The sequence below is a fragment of the Bacteroides sp. AR20 genome, assembly GCF_964250605.1.
GTDB lineage: Bacteria > Bacteroidota > Bacteroidia > Bacteroidales > Bacteroidaceae > Bacteroides > Bacteroides uniformis.
The window spans coordinates 108,743-125,870 of sequence record NZ_CAXUGK010000011.1; the positions used below are offsets into that span (position 1 = coordinate 108,743).

The window sequence follows — 17,128 nt, forward strand, 5'->3', positions numbered from 1 at the left end:
TAAACCGACAATGGTGAGAAACTCTGATTTATACAAAGTAATTCCATTATTAAAGTAAAATCTTATGAGATGTATGAATTGCGGTTGGGACAACCATTCCAACACAACAGTATGCCTGAAATGCGGGCAACCTTTGCGAATGCCGGAGAATTATGCCAACAGTCAGGACATTTTTATTTCAAAAGAAGGTCATGGAGAAGCTATACCCAAACCGACAGTATTGAATGTCAGCTCTAATGAAGAAAAATGCAGAAAAACTGTAGTGTTTTCCACAACAAATGAAGAAGAGAATCATTCTACTGTTGTACAGCCAATTATAGAATGTCCCAATTGCAATTACCCGGTAGTAGGAGATTTCACAAGTTGCCCTTGCTGCGGAACTCCATTAAAAAAGGCAAACATATCAACAAACAATGAATACAAAACAATAAGAGTAGAAGAGGAAGCATCTTCCATTTCTGAAGAGAAAATGCTCTGTCATGAATGTGGAAGTAAGATAGCAATAACCTGCTCTTTTTGCCCGAACTGCGGTGTCCGCGTACATCGGCCAACCATACGCCGACAAATAAAGAACATCACAGAGACAGAACCGGAAACCAAACCTCACTGTTCATTAACAATTATACCGGAAGAAGAAGAGAACATTCTTCCGAAAAGATTTGAATATGAAGGGAACTCCATCATCTTGAACCGGGAAAATACAGAAATGTCTAATCGTACAATCACCTCAAAGGAACAAGCTGAAATAGTTTTCGATGATGGTCATTGGTATCTGCTTGACCGAAGTATGCTCCAAACGACCTATATCCAGGTAAACAGAAAAATAGAAATCATACCGGATGATATCATTGTACTAGGCGACCGAAGATTCAAGTTTGAATGTGACTAAATATAACTCTTGTGAATAACCGGACTGTCGACAGATGTGATTATAATGTAGGGGAATATATCAATAACCGTTATAGGGTTTCCCAAACATTAGGCGAAGGTTCATTCGGTAAAGTATATCGGGTTACGGACAGCGCAAGCAAAGATTATGCGCTTAAACTACTGAGATTATGGGAAGTTCCTCCTGAAATACGTAAACCATTAATGGAACGTTTCGAGATGGAATTCAAAACTGGGCAAATTGATTGTGACTATTTAGTGCGTTCATTGGACTACGGTACAGTTGGAGGCAACCCTTATATTGTAATGGAATACTGTTCCGGAGGAGATTTAACACCTTATTTAGGTTCTGGAAGCAGTAAGATTCCTCTAATTTGCCAACAAATTCTAATAGGTTTACATGCTTTGCATACCAGAGGCAAGGTTCACCGTGACCTAAAGCCGGAGAATGTCCTTTTCAAGAGTAACGGAATTGCTGCGTTGACAGATTTCGGTATAGCAGGGGATAGAAACAAACGTATGACTGAACGCAATATTTTTGGTAAACCCAACCAAATCTTCGGGACTTATGCATATATGCCGCCAGAACAAGTGAACCGCATGCGAGGTGAGGCCACTGTCCTACCCACTACGGACATTTTTTCTTTTGGAGTATTAGCCTTTCAATTATTGACTGGCAGTTTGCCCTTTGGCGAATTGAGCAGTCATAATGAATTGGCACTATACCAGAAACGTGGGAAAAATGGAGATTGGAACCGGCAGAAATTGACACAGTTGAAACATAGAGAGCAGTGGCAGCAACTCTTTGCAGGATGTCTTAATCCAGATTTCAAAAAACGTTTCCAGTCTGTGCAAGAGGTATTGGAACACCTGCCAGCAATAAGCCAAGTCCCCATGGAAAGAGGATATTGTCCACCACAAACAGTCAATGGTTTCTGTATACGTATTATGCAAGGTGAAGAGTACGGAAAAATATATCAATTAAGTGAACTTATAAAATATGGCAATAGAATCCTTACTATCGGGAGAGAACGCGACAATCTGCTACATATAACAGAACAGCAAAGTGCCTATATATCACGCCATCATTGCACAATAGAAACAAATCCCGCCACTGATAAATGGATTATTCGGGACGGGCAATGGCAGAAGGAGTTAAAGTTGTGGCAGGAGTCCAGTAATGGGACTTATGTCAATTCCACCCAAGTCACCAAACAAGGGCATATACTGAAAATTGGAGATATCATCTCCATTGGGGATGTAAAAATGAGATTTGAAAACTATTAATTATATATCAAGTAGTATGGATACACAAAATTACAAACGTACCTTAGCCGGCTCAGTAGGGGCTGGTATGGGGGCATTAATGGGTGCTTCCGGTAGAACTTACTTTATTTTGGAGCACAAGACCTCTTCAAAGTATCATCAAGCGGGAGAATCCCAAAAAATCATTGTCGACCAAGTAGAATTAGGTAGAGACGCTTCCTGCCAAGTACGCTTTGATGAAAGTTTCGAAACAGTTAGCCGCAAACATGCTGCAATTGTACGCGACGGTGAAAACTGGAAACTTATCCACCTTTCACACTCCAATCCGACATTGGTCAACGGACATCCTATAAATGGGTCCTACTATTTACAAACAGGAGATGAAATACAATTATCCGTTGGCGGACCACGCTTGGGATTCATTGTTCCACAAGGTCGCCAAGCATTAACTTCCAGCATTGGATTGACTGAGAGAATGAGCCTTTTCCGCAAACAAGCCTTACGCCCCTACAAGACCGCATTAACAATCATGGGAATTGTTTTCGTACTGGCGGTGGCAGGATTGGCTGCCTGGAACTACAGTTTAGGTGTAAAAAATGATTTGTTGGCACAGAAGACAGAAGAACAAGAACTTCAACTGAAAGGATACCAAAACCAATTGGATTCACTGGGGACCGAAAGAGCATCTCTAGAAGCACAGCAACGGGAGTTAGAGACCAAATTACGAAACAGTGACGGTAATGCAGAGGCCTTAAAAACACAGTTGGACAACGTTAATAGTCAATTAAAGAATGTCAATGCAAGTTTCTATAAGGTCAAATCAGACTTGGACAATCTCTCAAACAGCATAAGCACTAAAAGCATTGAGAATTCAAGCAATGCCATTAACGCAAATATACAAGAAGGCACCAGACTCTCCAAAGACCAATATTATGAAGACCCTGATATAGCAGATGAACAAGACAGTAATGCTTCAGGAGATTTGAAAGATTATTATGATTATATCTATACAATTAAAGTCGACCGTATTGAAATCGAATATAATGGAACAAAGTTTGATCCGGGCATACAAGTTTCAGATATAATCTGCGGAACTGGCTTCATGCTATCAAACGGAATGTTTGTAACAGACAGGCAGAATGTCGAGCCATGGATATACTCCAACACAGAGTGGAAAGACCCATGGCGTAAACTATTGGCTGTATACAAAGGAGCAGGATGTAATATCATTATCCATTACCGTGCATACAGTACCAAAGGAACTGGAAAGCCTCTGACATTTACCAGTAGCGATTTTGCCAAAGACGGACGAAATGATGTACAAGTGACCGAAATAGAAGTAGATAAATCCATCAGGGTACAACTAAGGGAACATGGGATAAAATTGACCTATACACGTAGGAAATATATCAGTGTCAGCATTGTTACCCCTGCTGCCAACAGTTGGGCATACATTAGAGGAAAAGGCGTTTATGGTGAGGGATTGCCTTACGACATTACCGCCGCAGACAACATGAGTGGAGGTACAGAAGTTCAAATGGTGGGCTATGCAGGTTATGCTGATATTCATAATCTTACTCCGGCTCATTTCAATGACCATACCAATATAGCCGATACAAAATACGAGACTACCATATTACAGAATCGTGTGGCAGAGCCCGGTTATTATGGTTCTCCAGCATTCCTTCTAGAAAATGGTTCTTACAAAGTAGTGGGTTTCATGGTAGGAAGCATAGAGGGTAAGGATCGTTTAGTACCAATCAGAAATTTAATACATTAAAATTAAACATGTCCGAGATAAGCATTAAATTAGCGGCAGGTACCAATGTTGGTTTAGTCAGGAAAAACAACGAAGACAATTTTGTTGTCAATCGTGATTTATGCCAATCAGAGTGGATTATCCCCCAATCGATAGAACCCATTTCTTTAGGACGGTATGGCAGCATATTGGTAGTGGCCGACGGAATGGGCGGCACCAATGCCGGAGAAGTTGCTTCTGCCATAGCCATTGAGACGGTGCAAAATGCATTCACCCCCGAGAATTTAGGAGATATTATTACGCAGGAAGGCATTGTTACCTCAGAAGAAGCCGTTGAAGAATTTCTGGGTAGAACTGTCAAAACCGCTGATTTAAATATTGTCAATGCAAGTAAAGAAGATAGTAGTACCCAGGGAATGGGTACTACTATTGTCATTGCTTGGATATTGAACGATAAAGCCTATATCTGTTGGTGTGGCGACAGTCGTTGTTATGTATTCAATGGCAATTCAGGTTTTTGCCGTTTATCTAAAGACCATTCCTATGTACAAGATTTAGTAGATCAGGGAAAACTAGATCCTGAAAATGCGTTTGACCATCCTTACAGTAATATCATTACCCGCTGTTTGGGAGACCCGACCAATCGTTCCAATCCCGATTTCCGTTCCTATAATTTAAAGGATGGCGATACTCTCCTACTATGTAGTGATGGGTTATGTGGTTTATGCCACGACGAAGAGATAATGCAAATTATAGAAGAGAACCAGGATGATTTAATGACATGCAAGGATAGGTTGATAGAAGCTGCTCTTGAAGCAGGTGGATATGACAATATTACGATTGTGCTATGCCACATCATGCTACAGGATACCGAGCCCAAAGCAAAGTTGAACAATACAGTGTTCAGCAAACCCAACCACCACAAAATCCGGAAAATTCTTCTGTTACTCCTGGTACTGGCTTTAGCGGCAGGCTTCTATTTATATAGAAATCCACAGCAATATGCAAAATGGAAAACGATACTATATCAGGCAGATACGGTTCTGGTTACAGAGACAGACACTACTAACACTACCCTAACAGATTGATTACTATTGTGAAACTATGCAACTGAAAAATGGTGATATATTTGCTGAACACTATCAGCTGAAGAAACTATTAGGAGTCGGAAGCTTTGGTGAAGTCTGGCTTGCCCGAAATATATTGGCAGATGTAGACGTTGCCATAAAGTTGTACGGACTGTTGGATGACAACGGCATAAAAGATTTCCGGGAAGAATTCAAACTTGCCTACAAATTACACCATCCCAATCTACTGCACCTTAATCATTTTGATGTTTTTGGACAGTGCCCTTTTTTGGTAATGCCTTACTGTCCCAAAGGGTCCTCAGCGAGCTTGAAAGGCAAAATGTCTGAAAAGCAAATCTGGCGCTTCATACGCGATGTATCATGCGGATTGATGTTTCTTCATAATCAGAATCCTCCTATCATTCATCAAGATATAAAACCCGATAATATTTTGATAGGGGATGATGACAAATTCATCATCTCAGATTTTGGCATCAGCCGTAAACTGGAGCATACTTTTCGTAAAAGTATCAACAAAGTAGAAAGTTCCGGAACACTTGCCTATATGGGACCAGAACGTTTTGCAGAGAAACCACTGATTGTGGCTACCAGCGATATATGGTCTTTAGGGATGAGTGTTTATGAATTATCCACTGGTCTTGTATTATGGGAAGGTATGGGAGGTTGTGTCCAACTGAATGGTGCACATATTCCAGCATTAGATGAGAAATATTCTTCCCAATTGTCCCAGTTTGTTCACGCATGCCTTGCCCTCAACACTTGGGACCGCCCCACAGCCCAACAAGCCTATGAGTTTGCTTGCTCCATACTAAAACAAACAAAGACAGACTCTCCTTCAGTACAGCTGAAGCCTATTGCTCCACTTTTTCCTAAAACAACATCACCACGCCTTAAAGAAAAGTTCTGTCCTTCGAACATGCATAAACGCATAGCAGGATGGACCGGCCTTGGTATAGTATTGATTCTATTGCTTGTCAAAGGAGGTTCCATATACTTTAGACACCTTGAAGAAGAGCGCAAGTACGCTGCATGCCGTACAGAAGAAGACTACAGAGATTTTCTAAAAGAATACCCCTCCTCATCTCATGCAAACTTTATAAAACAATTTTTGGGAAACAAGGTAAATCCAATCTCCCCAATAAATAGAGAAGAAAACATCGTTATGGACTCGGTAAAAACGGATACTGCAAAACTTGAACAGTTCCAAGAGGAACCTAAAAAACAGATTGTCCACCCACATCCACAACCTTCTTCACAGCCAGTTCTTCCCATTACTGATATAAGAGAAGTCAGAAGAGAAAATGAAGAACGCCTCTTCTATAGTTGCCAGTCGGTAGCAGATTACGAAGAATATTTGCGAAAATATCCCAAAGGCAGGTTTGTACACAAAGCCAAAAGAGCAATCCAGCAAATAGAATCAGAAATGATGCAGTCCAATCCTTCCACTCAAGAAATACACATAAGGAAAAATACAAGAGTCAATGTCAGACTATAAATAATGAATAGGGCATTCCAATGTTTGAACTGCCCTATTCACTATTCAAATACTTGATTTTATTTAATCGTCACCATCGTCGCCCCAAATCCGTACTCCTGGAACGAAGCATCCTGATGGCGGCAGTCAGGATATTTACGTTTCAGCTCGTCCAGCAAGGCTTTACGCAGCACTCCATCTCCCTTGCCGTGAATAAAGACGATGCGTTGTTCGCGCTTTTTCTTGTATTGTTCCATCACTTCACGAAACTTATCCAGCTGGTAATTCAATATTTCGCTGTTGCTCATGCCGCAGGTGTCATCCAGCAACTCGCCAATATGCAGGTCAATTTCGACAATCCCATTCTTGCCACCACGCTTGATGACCGTCTGCGGTTTGGACGGAGTATCTGCCGTTTTTTTCTGTATCAAAGCCTCCTTCAGTTCCTCTGCCGAAACATACACCTGCTTGGCAGGCTGGTCATTCCGGACAATATCATACACCAAGGCCGGTGTTTCAAAGAAAACCGTCTGCTGGAATGTATGCAGTTTATAGAACTTTACCATATCTATGCGGACTTCCACACTGACAGCCGGTTTCATTGTGAACGCACGGTTATCTTTGAATGCCACCAGCTGTACCATCACACGTTCACGGTCGTTCAACTCGGACTTTTCGAACTCCTCCAGCAGAAGTTTCGTATTCGGCTCTATCAAACCATGCGAACGGGCTGTCCAGGACTTTCCTTCGGCACTCGAATAGGTGTAATACATATAATAATTACTGTCGTTCACCAAATATGCCTCGAAAGGTGTAGTGCTGACAGCCTTGATATCCTCCGGAACAAAAGCCAGAAAAACATTCAGGATATCTCCACCTTTCATCTCGGGCTGACGATAAACAGATATCTGCGGTTTCTCCAAACGGACCGATTGAGACTCTGAAACCTGAGACTCCATAGCAGACGGCCTTGCCGCAGTAGCGGCCGTGCGCAATTGTTGCTCTTCTTCCCGCTTCTTCTTGGCAGCCGCTTTGGCTGCCGGAGTGGGGATATTATAATCATCGGTCTCTATCACCACACATTCGTTTATGGGCATCGGTATGTCAAAACCGTCGGCATCTTCCACCAACACGATGTTTTTCCCTTGAAATCCTGTCACAACACCGCCCCCAACTTCGCTGAGGAAACGAACTTTATCTCCTATCTTCATAGTAACTTATCTTTTAGTTTGTCTTTTCCTACTTTCTTCCTGCAAAGTTAGGAATTATTTCCCTTATTCTTCAAATCTTCCCAAATATCCGTACCTTTGCAGCCGATATAATAAAGAGAAAGCCATCATGAAAGAAGACCCCAGACATATCAGAATCAGCGAATTCAACTACCCGTTGCCGGACGAACGCATTGCAAAGTTCCCATTGTCCGTACGTGACCAGTCCAAACTGTTATTGTATCGCCACGGAGAAGTTTCAGAAGACAGATTCACTTCACTGCCGGAGTATCTGCCATCGGGAAGCCTGATGATATTCAACAATACCAAAGTCATCCAAGCACGCCTGCATTTCCGGAAAGAAACGGGAGCACTGATTGAAGTATTCTGCCTGGAACCCATACAGCCGAACGACTACGCCCTCAACTTCCAGCAAACCGAGCATGCCGCCTGGCTCTGCATGGTCGGCAACCTGAAAAAATGGAAGGAAGGCATGCTGAGACGTGAGATGACCGTGAAAGGCAAGTCACTCACCCTGACCGCCGAACGGGGTGAATGCCACGGAACCAGCCATTGGATAAACTTCCGCTGGAATAATCCGGAAGTGACTTTTGCCGACATTCTCGAGGTCTTCGGTGAATTGCCCATCCCCCCCTACTTGAACCGGGAGACCCAGGAAAGTGACAAGGAGACTTACCAGACTGTCTACTCCAAAATCAAAGGTTCGGTGGCTGCCCCTACAGCGGGACTGCATTTCACCCCACGCGTATTGGACGCATTGCGCAATAAAGGAGTAGAATTGGAAGAGCTGACACTCCATGTGGGAGCCGGAACCTTCAAACCGGTGAAAAGTGAAGAAATAGAAGGGCACGAAATGCATACGGAATACATCTCTGTCTCGCGCAACACATTGGAAAAACTCATAGTACACGGCGGCAAGGCAGTGGCCGTAGGAACAACTTCAGTGCGCACATTGGAAAGCCTTTATCACATCGGAGTCACTTTACTGAATAATCCAGAAGCCACAGAGGAAGACTTGCACGTCCACCAATGGCAACCTTATGAAATGTCTGCCAAGGCCACCGCCACCTCTGCAGTAGAAGCCCTGCAAGCCATTGTTGCCTATCTGGACAGACATAGCATGGAGGCTCTGCATACCAGCACTCAAATCATTATCGCTCCGGGATATGAATACAAAATCGTGAAGGCTATGGTGACTAATTTCCACCAACCGCAAAGTACCTTGCTGCTGCTCGTATCAGCTTTCGTACACGGTGATTGGCCGAAGATTTACAACTATGCACTGGCACATGATTTCCGCTTCCTGAGCTATGGAGATTCATCATTATTAATACCCTAAGCACAATGAACCACGATAACAATCAAGAGATGTTCCCCCTTGTCGACGAACAAGGCAACATCACAGGTGCCGCCACCCGTGGCGAATGCCATAACGGTAGCAAACTGCTTCATCCGGTAATCCATCTTCATGTATTCAATTCCAAAGGTGAGTTGTATCTACAGAAACGTCCCGAATGGAAAGACATACAACCGGGGAAGTGGGACACCTCCGTAGGCGGACACGTCGATTTAGGTGAAAGTGTAGAGATGGCGCTGAAACGCGAGGTACGCGAAGAACTCGGCATTACCGACTTTGTTCCCGAAACCGTCATGCATTACGTCTTCGAGTCTGCCCGCGAAAAGGAACTGGTCTTCGTACACAAAACTGTCTACGACGGTGAAATACATCCCAGTGACGAGCTGGACGGAGGACGTTTTTGGAGCCCCGATGAAATCAAGGCAAATATCGGCAAAGGTGTATTCACCCCGAATTTTGAAGGAGAGATAGGAAAGGTCATCAACTTGTAGTGGAAGCTGCTTTCTATCAGTTCGCAAAATATTCTTTCATCTTTCTCCTGACCCGTGGAGCAAGTAACAGCAGTGACGTCATCGTAGGCAATGCCATCAAGGCAAAAGCCAAATCCATGATGGCAACCACTGCTCCCAACGGAATCATGGCAGCCACAACAATCATCACCAAATAGAAGTAGTTATAATACTTGGCATTCTCCGCACCAAACAAGAAGTTGGTGCACTTCAGTCCATAATACGAATAAGAGAACATGGTAGAAAAGGCAAAGAAAAAGACCATCACCATCAACAGATAATGCCCATAGCCGGGAAGGAGCTGCTCAAAAGAATTCAAAGCAATATAAAGGCCTTTTATGCCTCCTTCCGACGCATAGTTTCCAGCTATAAGAATAGGGAAGGCCGTCAATGTACAAACAAGCCCCGAGTCGATGGCCGGTCCAATCATGGCTACCAGCCCCTCACGAATGGGATTGTCATTACGGGAGGCGCCATGCATCATAGAGGCCGTACCTACGCCTGCTTCATTGACGTAGGCAGCACGGCGGGCACCAGTCAGTGCAGTTCCCAAAATTCCACCGATACCGGCTTCCAGGCTGAAGGCAGACTGGAAAATGGAAGCCAACACTCCCGGCAACTTATCAAAATTCAAACAAAGAATAACGAAGACAAGCAGCATATAGCAAGTAACCATCACCGGCACTATTTTAGCCGAGATAACCGAAATGCGCCGGATGCCACCGATAATGACCGCCCCTACCACCAGGCTGATGACAATACCCATCACAAAACGCAGACCGAGTGTATTCTCTATTCCTGCCGGAGTAGTAAATACCGTAGTGACAGACTCGACCAACTGATTGGCTTGCATTACACACAACGTACCTATCAACCCCACCACCGCAAAGAAATAAGCAAACGGTTTCCAGCGTTCGCCCAACCCATGAAGAATGATATACATCGTCCCCCCTTGCGGTTCTCCGGCAGAATCGTGTCCTTTGTACATAATGGCAAGAGCCCCTTCAAAGAATTTGGTGGACATACCCACAACGGCACTTACCCACATCCAGAAAATGGCTCCGGGACCTCCTACTGTAATAGCGATAGCCACCCCCGCAATATTCCCCATACCCACTGTTGACGCTATGGCGCTCATCAAGGCCTGGAAAGAACTGATTTGTCCTTCGCCCGCCACTTCCGATTTATAGCGCAAGGCCTTTATCGAATATCCGATGCGGCAGAGGGACACAGCTCCGGAATAAAAGAACAAGAAAAGTCCTCCCCCTATCAGAAGGATAAATAAGGGATACCCGCAGACAAAGTCACTGACAGTGGTTATTGCTGAGCCTATAGAATCTAAAATGCCATTCATAGTAGTAGTTTGATGGAGGAGTTCATGGGAAGGTTTAAAAAAAGTCCCACTTCTCTTTCACGGGAAAGTGGGACATTCATTATAACATTTCGTTCGGCCTTATTTAGCCAGGTCTTCAATCACCTTCATAATCTGCTGGCCGATTTCCTCGGCAGCCTCCGGTGTGGCAGCCTCACTATAGACACGGATAATCGGTTCCGTATTGCTCTTACGCAGATGAACCCATTTGTCGGGGAAGTCAATCTTCACACCGTCTATATCATTGATTTCTTCATTCTTATACAGCTCCTTCACCTTGGCAAGAATAGCATCTACATCTGTTTCAGGAGTCAAGTCTACACGATTCTTTGCCATGAAGTATGCAGGATAGGATGCACGGAGTTCGCTCACCTTCTTACCTTCGTGTGCCAGATGGCTCAAGAACAAGGCAATACCTACCAAGGCATCACGTCCATAGTGGCTGGCCGGATAAATTACCCCACCGTTTCCTTCGCCACCGATAACGGCACCTACTTCCTTCATTTTGGTAGTTACATTCACTTCACCTACGGCAGAAGCGTAATATTCTTGCCCATACTTGCGAGTTACATCGCGCAAGGCACGGGTCGAACTCAAATTGGATACCGTATTGCCCGGAGTATGTTTCAATACGTAGTCGGCAACAGTAACCAGTGTATATTCTTCACCGTACATCTTGCCGTCTTCGCAAATCATTGCCAGGCGGTCTACATCAGGGTCTACAACAAATGCAACATCTGCCTTCCCTCCTTTCATCAGGTTCATGATGTCACCCAAGTTCTTTTCCAGAGGCTCGGGATTATGCTGGAAGTTACCGGTCGGTTCGCAATAGAGCTTCTCTACGTGCTGAACACCAAGTTGTTCAAGTAGTTGCGGCAGAATAATACCACCTACAGAGTTTACACAATCGATGGCTACACGGAAGTTTGCCTTTCGGATAGCTTCCACGTCTACAAGGTCAAGCGCCAATACGCTGTCGATATGTTTCTGGTTGTAGCTTAAATCCTGACGGTACGAGCCAAGTTGGTCCACTTCGGCATAATCGAATTCTTCGGCAGCTGCAATGCGGAGTACTTCCTGACCTTCGGCAGCGTTCAGAAATTCGCCCTTTTCATTCAACAGTTTCAACGCATTCCACTGCTTGGGATTGTGTGAGGCAGTCAGGATAATACCTCCACTGGCACCTTCCATGGTTACAGCCAGCTCGGTAGTCGGAGTAGAAGCCAAATCAATGTCCACTACATCCCAGCCCATACCCATCAAGGTACCGACTACTACGTTCTTGACCATCTCGCCAGAGATGCGGGCATCACGCCCTACCACGATTTTGTTACTTTTTACAGTACACGTCTTACGAATCAGGGTAGCATAAGCTGAAGTGAACTTCACAATGTCGAGCGGATTCAATCCCTCGCCAGCACCACCGCCAATAGTTCCGCGGATTCCAGAAATAGATTTGATTAGAGTCATAGGTTAATGATTTAAAATTTATAGGTTAGTTCCAAATTTGGAATTTATGAATATCATAGTAACAAGGATAAACCCTCTCCATAGCTTGTTGTTGCCCCATTTTAGAAGGAACGATTAATTTCACATGCGCCCTATCACGAACGTACTTCAAAGCCACCAGCCAGCCAGCAGGCACAGACGTACCATAGGCAAGACGCATAGAACCCTTTATGAAAATTCCGGCAATAGATGACGAGGTAACTGTATATTTGAATTCATCCAAATAATCTGGTATCGGTATATCCAGATTAGACATTAAATATCCAGACTGCAAGTTCAGCTCTTCATAACGCACCAAAACCAAATCATTCGGTTTTATTGTATCCGCAGGATTCGTCGAACCTTTATCCACAATCTGCATATACACCCCGCTTGCCAGCTGCACATACTCATTCCTGCTTACATCCGTTGTCGAATCTTGCGCATAGAATTCACTTTGAGAAATAACGACAATACTACTGTCTTTGATAAACGCTTTGATGGCATCTTTTTCTTCCTCAAGCATTTCGGCATAAGTTTTAGAATTATCGCATGCCTGGAAGGCTAAACAAACTGCAAGTAAGGCAAAAAAGAATAAAGTAAGTTTCTTCATTTCTGTTATTTAGTAATTTCGTACAAAAATATCTGATTTCCTTGAAAGTTGAAAGCTGCAGATAGAAAGTTCGTAACTTTTAACCTTTACAACTGAACTTTTTTTATCCTTTGGCATTCAGCAGCGGTTTGTATTTCTCCAAAGCCTGCTCAAAGACCTTGCGGGCCTCATCCATCGTTCCATAAAATTCACCGCCGGAAGCATTCAAATGACCGCCGCCGCCAAAGAACTCGGCAGCCAGCTGATTGCAGGGGAATGTACCGACCGAACGTAAAGAAATCTTTATCATCGGCTTCTCCGTATCTTCACGCAGGAAGCAAGAGAAAATCACCCCTTTGATGCTTAAAGGAATGTTCACAAACCCCTCACTATCTCCACGCACATAGTCGAACTGGCTTTGTTCGGCTTTAGTCAGAGAAATTAAGGCTGCATGATAGTCCGGATAGACCTTCATTTGTGACAAGACATATCCCATTAGGCGCAAACGGCTTTCTGAATAAGTATTGAACACCTTACGGTAAATCTCGTCCTTGTCAATACCTTTCGACAACAGTTCGCTGATGATGAAATAGATTTCCCGGTTATTGGAATTGTAAGTAAACCCGCCGGTATCCGTCATCATACCCGTATAGATGCACTCTGCTCCTTCCCTTGAAATGTCACTGAAATAGCCCATACGGCAAATCAGGCGGAAAACCAGTTCCGAAGTGGAAGATATCTCCGGATGGGAAATGATAATCTTGCAGAAATCCTCCGGATGGAGATGATGGTCTATCAGTATTTTTCTTGCCGGGGATGCAAGAACAGCGTCACCCATGGCATCTATACGATGGATAGCATTAAAGTCCAGACAACAAATGACATCCGCCTCGGCAATCAGCTTGTCAGCGAACTCCTTGTAGCGGTCGTACAGAAGGACGTCCTTGCTCCCGGGCATCCATTTCAAGAAGTCGGGAAAGGCGTTCGGCACAATAACATTCGCCGTCTTTCCCTGCGAGCTGAAGAAGTGCCACAAGCCCAGAGAAGAGCCGATGGCGTCCCCGTCGGGACCCACATGCGAAACGATTACTATCTTGTCTGCACGGTCAAACCATTTGGTGAAATGGTCTATCTTGGATTGTTCTATTACTTTGGTCAACATATTTTTATTTACTATTTGACGATTGACTATTTACTATTTGGCGTTTATAACAAATTGAAGGGGCAAAAGTACGAAAAGTTTGTGATTTATAACAATATGCGGTAAGAACCTTTTTGAGAAAGAAGAAGATAGGGAATACCTAAGCGAACGCAATCATTGGCAATCTTATTCTGATAATAGTCTGAAAGAGAAGCGTCAAGCACCACCATGCCCATGGAAAAGAGTGAAGTAAGTTCCTCTACCCCACCTTGATACCCCTTGGAGACATACAGATAATCAACTGAAAGGGGACGGGAAGAGTTCTTGTTTCTCCAACGGTTGTCGGAAAGAAGACAGATGCGCTTACCGGCGTAAGAGACAATCTGGTTGCGCATGGATAAGCCGGGAGTTGTATAATCTCCGGCAACCAGTCGGGGAGTCTCCAGATGCAGGCGGCTCCAATGCGGAGAAAGGGCACGGCACAGACGCGGCATATCCGGCAAGCTATCGGCACATGCCAACCAAGAATGACGGTTGTCTGCCATACAATGGACAACGGGACAGCCTCTCACGCTATAAAAAGCAATCCCCTGCCGGGGAGCATTGGACATGATGGAAAGGGAATGCCAGGAAACCACTGCCAACAATGCCAGCAACGCAAAGCATACTCTACGTACCGTAAGGCGTAGAAAGCCATAATATGCCATCCCCAAGAACAGATAGACGAGCAAAACACCCCATATATCCAGCCAAATATCATCAACAGCAGCGCCGGGAAGATGCTCTATCCAGCGGAGCACTTCATTCTGGACATGTACCAATGCCTCTACTACCCTTGCAAACAGATGTTGTACAAAAGGCAGCGGCGTAAGCATCAACAGAAAGACAGCAGAATACAGAACGAGCGACACCATGGGAATTACCCAAAGATTAGTCAACAGAAAATGAGTGGAAAAACGGGAGAAATAGAAAATGACCAAAGGGGCCGTACCCAGCTGAGCCGCCATGGACACTGTCATAAGTCCCCACAAATATCGCAGGAAACGATTGTCAACCTTCCAAAGGGCATATAACTTAGGTTGTACAAGTACAATAGCTGCAACCGCCGAGAATGACAACTGAAAACCGACATCAAACAACCAGACCGGCTTGCACAGCAGCATCAGGAAAGCAGTTGCCGCCAGCGTATTCAGAGTCAGCGGCTTTTCCGGCTGCAAACCGGCAAACGCCAACAAAGAGAACATGACGACCGACCGCACCACCGAGGAAGACAATCCCGTGAAAAAAGCAAAACTCACCAAGAAAAGGACCAGAAGCAAAAGCAACAAAGGTTTTAACCGCCGCCATCGCCTCCACAAAGGACGAAGCACAAACAAGAGCAAAGCATACAGAAAACCTATGTGCAACCCCGAAAGTGCCAGTACATGGCTGGCTCCCGAAACGGAATAGGTCTCCACAATATCATCGCTCAGTTCCTCTTTATCCCCCACCGTCAACGCAGAAAGCACGGCCAATTCATCAGCTTCAAAGCCCAAACTCCGGTATAAGCCAACCACTTTCGCCCTATAATCCAGTGCCACCTGGCTGACAGTGCGAGAGGCATCATGCCCCGTCTTCCGCCAATGTCCGTCAGCCACGTAAGCCGTGCCGCTATAGCCTTTCCGCCTCAGGTAGCGGGCATAGTCAAACTCGTCGGGATTACCATTGTTTGCCGGAGGAACAAGCCGGGTAGATACCAGCAACTCATCACCACGGCGCAAAGTGGCCGTAGCAGAATCTTTCGGAAAATAAGCCAGAAAAAGATGATTCCGGGGGCAACCCGTAACTGTATCCTTCTCTACCTCTCCCAGCAGGGCAACCCTGCACAATATGCTGCGCTCCCTCTCTTCTGGATGCTCACGGATACAAACCCTATAAACAGCAGGTTTGCCCGAAAAGGGAAATACCGTCTTTCCCTGCTGCCAACTCATCAAGCAGCCCCCCGTACCACCCAAGAAAAGGTATACCGCCGCTCCATACACCCATCCGGTATGCTTGTATCTACCTATAATAAAAAGAAAAAGCAGAAAACCTGCCACATACTCCCATGCAGAAAGCACGTGTGGAAACGCATCTCCACACAAAATACCAACTACCAACGGCATCAACAGTCGAAGGAAAGGATGCCGTTGCCAGCTGTCGATTATCAATCCAGAAGACGGATTACAGATTCCTTAATGCACGGATGGCCTCCTTCGGATCGGGAGCCGAGAAAACGGCATTGCCTGCCACCAGTACATCTGCTCCAGCTTCTACCAGACGCGAACCGGTTTCCAAGTTTACGCCACCGTCCACTTCTATCAAGGCCTGCGAACCGGTAACCGTAATCAATTCACGCAACTCGCGCACTTTATCAAGAGAATGCTCTATGAACTTTTGTCCGCCGAAGCCAGGATTTACGCTCATTATCAGCACCATGTATACATCATTAATAATATCCTTCAACAAGGATACGGGAGTTGCCGGATTAATTGTTACCGCCGGCTGCATCCCTGCTTCGCGGATTTGCTGCACCACACGGTGCAGATGCGGACAAGCCTCGTAATGCACATTCATGACATGTGCCCCCAGAGCCTTCACCTCCGGAATAAACTTCTCCGGCTGTACAATCATCAGATGCACATCCAAAGGTTTCTGCGACAGTTTTGCCACATACTTCAGTACCGGGAATCCGAAAGAAATATTGGGGACAAACACACCGTCCATGATGTCGATATGTACCCACTCAGCCTCACTTTCGTTAATCATTTCAATGTCTCGTGCCAGATAACCAAAATCGGCAGAGAGAATAGAAGGGGATATGATTGGTTTCATAATGTTATGTTCTAAAGTTTACGAACTTTGTTATGTACAAAGGTATATAAAAAAACAGATTTTTTACGCCCGGTAAATAAGAAAGTCAAGACCGCGACTATCTTTGTGGTAA

At 44.8% G+C, this 17,128-nt stretch carries 14 protein-coding genes; 7 read left to right on the plus strand and 7 right to left on the minus strand.

All coding sequences use genetic code 11. The features are described from left to right. The first annotated feature begins 64 nt into the window (after positions 1-64). The 5 genes from ACESTD_RS08005 to ACESTD_RS08025 are packed head-to-tail and all read left to right on the plus strand — an operon-like array spanning position 65 to position 6,496. The gene (locus tag ACESTD_RS08005) at positions 65-889 is read left to right on the plus strand and encodes a zinc ribbon domain-containing protein (protein WP_373158733.1); all 825 of its coding nucleotides are present in this window, start codon (positions 65-67) and stop codon (positions 887-889) included. An 11-nt stretch (positions 890-900) separates the two neighbouring features. After that, positions 901-2,175, plus strand: a complete 1,275-nt coding sequence (locus ACESTD_RS08010; protein ID WP_005830090.1) for an FHA domain-containing serine/threonine-protein kinase — start codon at positions 901-903, stop codon at positions 2,173-2,175. A 16-nt stretch (positions 2,176-2,191) separates the two neighbouring features. Further along, positions 2,192-3,934 carry an FHA domain-containing protein gene (locus tag ACESTD_RS08015; RefSeq protein WP_005830088.1) on the plus strand — a complete coding sequence of 581 codons (1,743 nt, stop codon included), beginning with the start codon at positions 2,192-2,194 and terminating at the stop codon, positions 3,932-3,934. An 8-nt stretch (positions 3,935-3,942) separates the two neighbouring features. Beyond that, entirely contained in the window at positions 3,943-5,001 is a 1,059-nt protein-coding gene (locus ACESTD_RS08020) for a PP2C family serine/threonine-protein phosphatase (protein ID WP_005833300.1), read from the plus strand. Between the two features lie 16 nt (positions 5,002-5,017). Continuing rightward, complete coding sequence (locus ACESTD_RS08025; protein ID WP_005833302.1) at positions 5,018-6,496, plus strand: serine/threonine-protein kinase; 1,479 nt, start codon at positions 5,018-5,020, stop codon at positions 6,494-6,496. A 59-nt stretch (positions 6,497-6,555) separates the two neighbouring features. Here ACESTD_RS08025 and ACESTD_RS08030 read toward each other — a convergent pair whose 3' ends face one another. Then, a complete protein-coding gene (locus ACESTD_RS08030) occupies positions 6,556-7,686 on the minus strand; it encodes a DUF2027 domain-containing protein (protein WP_005833304.1) in 1,131 nt (376 codons plus the stop codon). A 127-nt stretch (positions 7,687-7,813) separates the two neighbouring features. Between ACESTD_RS08030 and ACESTD_RS08035 the strand changes: the two genes are divergently transcribed. Together ACESTD_RS08035 and ACESTD_RS08040 are read left to right on the plus strand one after the other, a co-directional pair. Further along, complete coding sequence (locus ACESTD_RS08035) at positions 7,814-9,043, plus strand: S-adenosylmethionine:tRNA ribosyltransferase-isomerase (protein WP_005833306.1); 1,230 nt, start codon at positions 7,814-7,816, stop codon at positions 9,041-9,043. A 5-nt stretch (positions 9,044-9,048) separates the two neighbouring features. Further along, on the plus strand, positions 9,049-9,552 hold the full coding sequence (locus tag ACESTD_RS08040; RefSeq protein ID WP_369871801.1) for an NUDIX domain-containing protein: 504 nt from the start codon (positions 9,049-9,051) through the stop codon (positions 9,550-9,552). A gap of 16 nt (positions 9,553-9,568) precedes the next feature. Here the strand turns inward: ACESTD_RS08040 and ACESTD_RS08045 are convergent, their stop codons facing one another. From ACESTD_RS08045 to rpe, 6 genes are all read right to left on the minus strand, one after another. Then, positions 9,569-10,924, minus strand: a complete 1,356-nt coding sequence (locus tag ACESTD_RS08045) for a sodium:alanine symporter family protein (protein WP_005830073.1) — start codon at positions 10,922-10,924, stop codon at positions 9,569-9,571. Between the two features lie 99 nt (positions 10,925-11,023). Next, positions 11,024-12,412 carry a phosphoglucosamine mutase gene (gene glmM / locus ACESTD_RS08050; RefSeq protein ID WP_005833310.1) on the minus strand — a complete coding sequence of 463 codons (1,389 nt, stop codon included), beginning with the start codon at positions 12,410-12,412 and terminating at the stop codon, positions 11,024-11,026. A 25-nt stretch (positions 12,413-12,437) separates the two neighbouring features. Beyond that, positions 12,438-13,043 (minus strand): DUF4827 domain-containing protein, encoded by a 606-nt coding sequence (locus tag ACESTD_RS08055; RefSeq protein ID WP_005833312.1) that lies wholly within the window; start codon positions 13,041-13,043, stop codon positions 12,438-12,440. 103 nt (positions 13,044-13,146) lie between these two features. Continuing rightward, positions 13,147-14,184, minus strand: coding sequence for a bifunctional oligoribonuclease/PAP phosphatase NrnA (locus tag ACESTD_RS08060; protein ID WP_005830066.1), 1,038 nt, complete (start codon positions 14,182-14,184; stop codon positions 13,147-13,149). An 86-nt stretch (positions 14,185-14,270) separates the two neighbouring features. Beyond that, the gene (locus tag ACESTD_RS08065) at positions 14,271-16,307 is read right to left on the minus strand and encodes a ComEC/Rec2 family competence protein (protein WP_195391359.1); all 2,037 of its coding nucleotides are present in this window, start codon (positions 16,305-16,307) and stop codon (positions 14,271-14,273) included. A 58-nt stretch (positions 16,308-16,365) separates the two neighbouring features. After that, positions 16,366-17,016, minus strand: coding sequence for a ribulose-phosphate 3-epimerase (gene rpe / locus ACESTD_RS08070; RefSeq protein WP_005830060.1), 651 nt, complete (start codon positions 17,014-17,016; stop codon positions 16,366-16,368). Between the last annotated feature and the right edge of the window lie 112 nt (positions 17,017-17,128).

What these genes read in the sequence shown, in the direction of transcription:
- ACESTD_RS08005 (WP_373158733.1), top strand. Translation starts at nt 65, where the DNA reads ATGAGATGTATGAATTGCGGTTGGGACAACCATTCCAACACAACAGTA.
- ACESTD_RS08015 (WP_005830088.1), top strand. Translation starts at nt 2,192, where the DNA reads ATGGATACACAAAATTACAAACGTACCTTAGCCGGCTCAGTAGGGGCT.
- ACESTD_RS08020 (WP_005833300.1), top strand. Translation starts at nt 3,943, where the DNA reads ATGTCCGAGATAAGCATTAAATTAGCGGCAGGTACCAATGTTGGTTTA.
- ACESTD_RS08025 (WP_005833302.1), top strand. Translation starts at nt 5,018, where the DNA reads ATGCAACTGAAAAATGGTGATATATTTGCTGAACACTATCAGCTGAAG.
- ACESTD_RS08030 (WP_005833304.1), bottom strand. Translation starts at nt 7,686, where the DNA reads ATGAAGATAGGAGATAAAGTTCGTTTCCTCAGCGAAGTTGGGGGCGGT.
- ACESTD_RS08035 (WP_005833306.1), top strand. Translation starts at nt 7,814, where the DNA reads ATGAAAGAAGACCCCAGACATATCAGAATCAGCGAATTCAACTACCCG.
- ACESTD_RS08040 (WP_369871801.1), top strand. Translation starts at nt 9,049, where the DNA reads ATGAACCACGATAACAATCAAGAGATGTTCCCCCTTGTCGACGAACAA.
- ACESTD_RS08045 (WP_005830073.1), bottom strand. Translation starts at nt 10,924, where the DNA reads ATGAATGGCATTTTAGATTCTATAGGCTCAGCAATAACCACTGTCAGT.
- glmM (WP_005833310.1), bottom strand. Translation starts at nt 12,412, where the DNA reads ATGACTCTAATCAAATCTATTTCTGGAATCCGCGGAACTATTGGCGGT.
- ACESTD_RS08055 (WP_005833312.1), bottom strand. Translation starts at nt 13,043, where the DNA reads ATGAAGAAACTTACTTTATTCTTTTTTGCCTTACTTGCAGTTTGTTTA.
- ACESTD_RS08060 (WP_005830066.1), bottom strand. Translation starts at nt 14,184, where the DNA reads ATGTTGACCAAAGTAATAGAACAATCCAAGATAGACCATTTCACCAAA.
- ACESTD_RS08065 (WP_195391359.1), bottom strand. Translation starts at nt 16,307, where the DNA reads ATGCCGTTGGTAGTTGGTATTTTGTGTGGAGATGCGTTTCCACACGTG.
- rpe (WP_005830060.1), bottom strand. Translation starts at nt 17,016, where the DNA reads ATGAAACCAATCATATCCCCTTCTATTCTCTCTGCCGATTTTGGTTAT.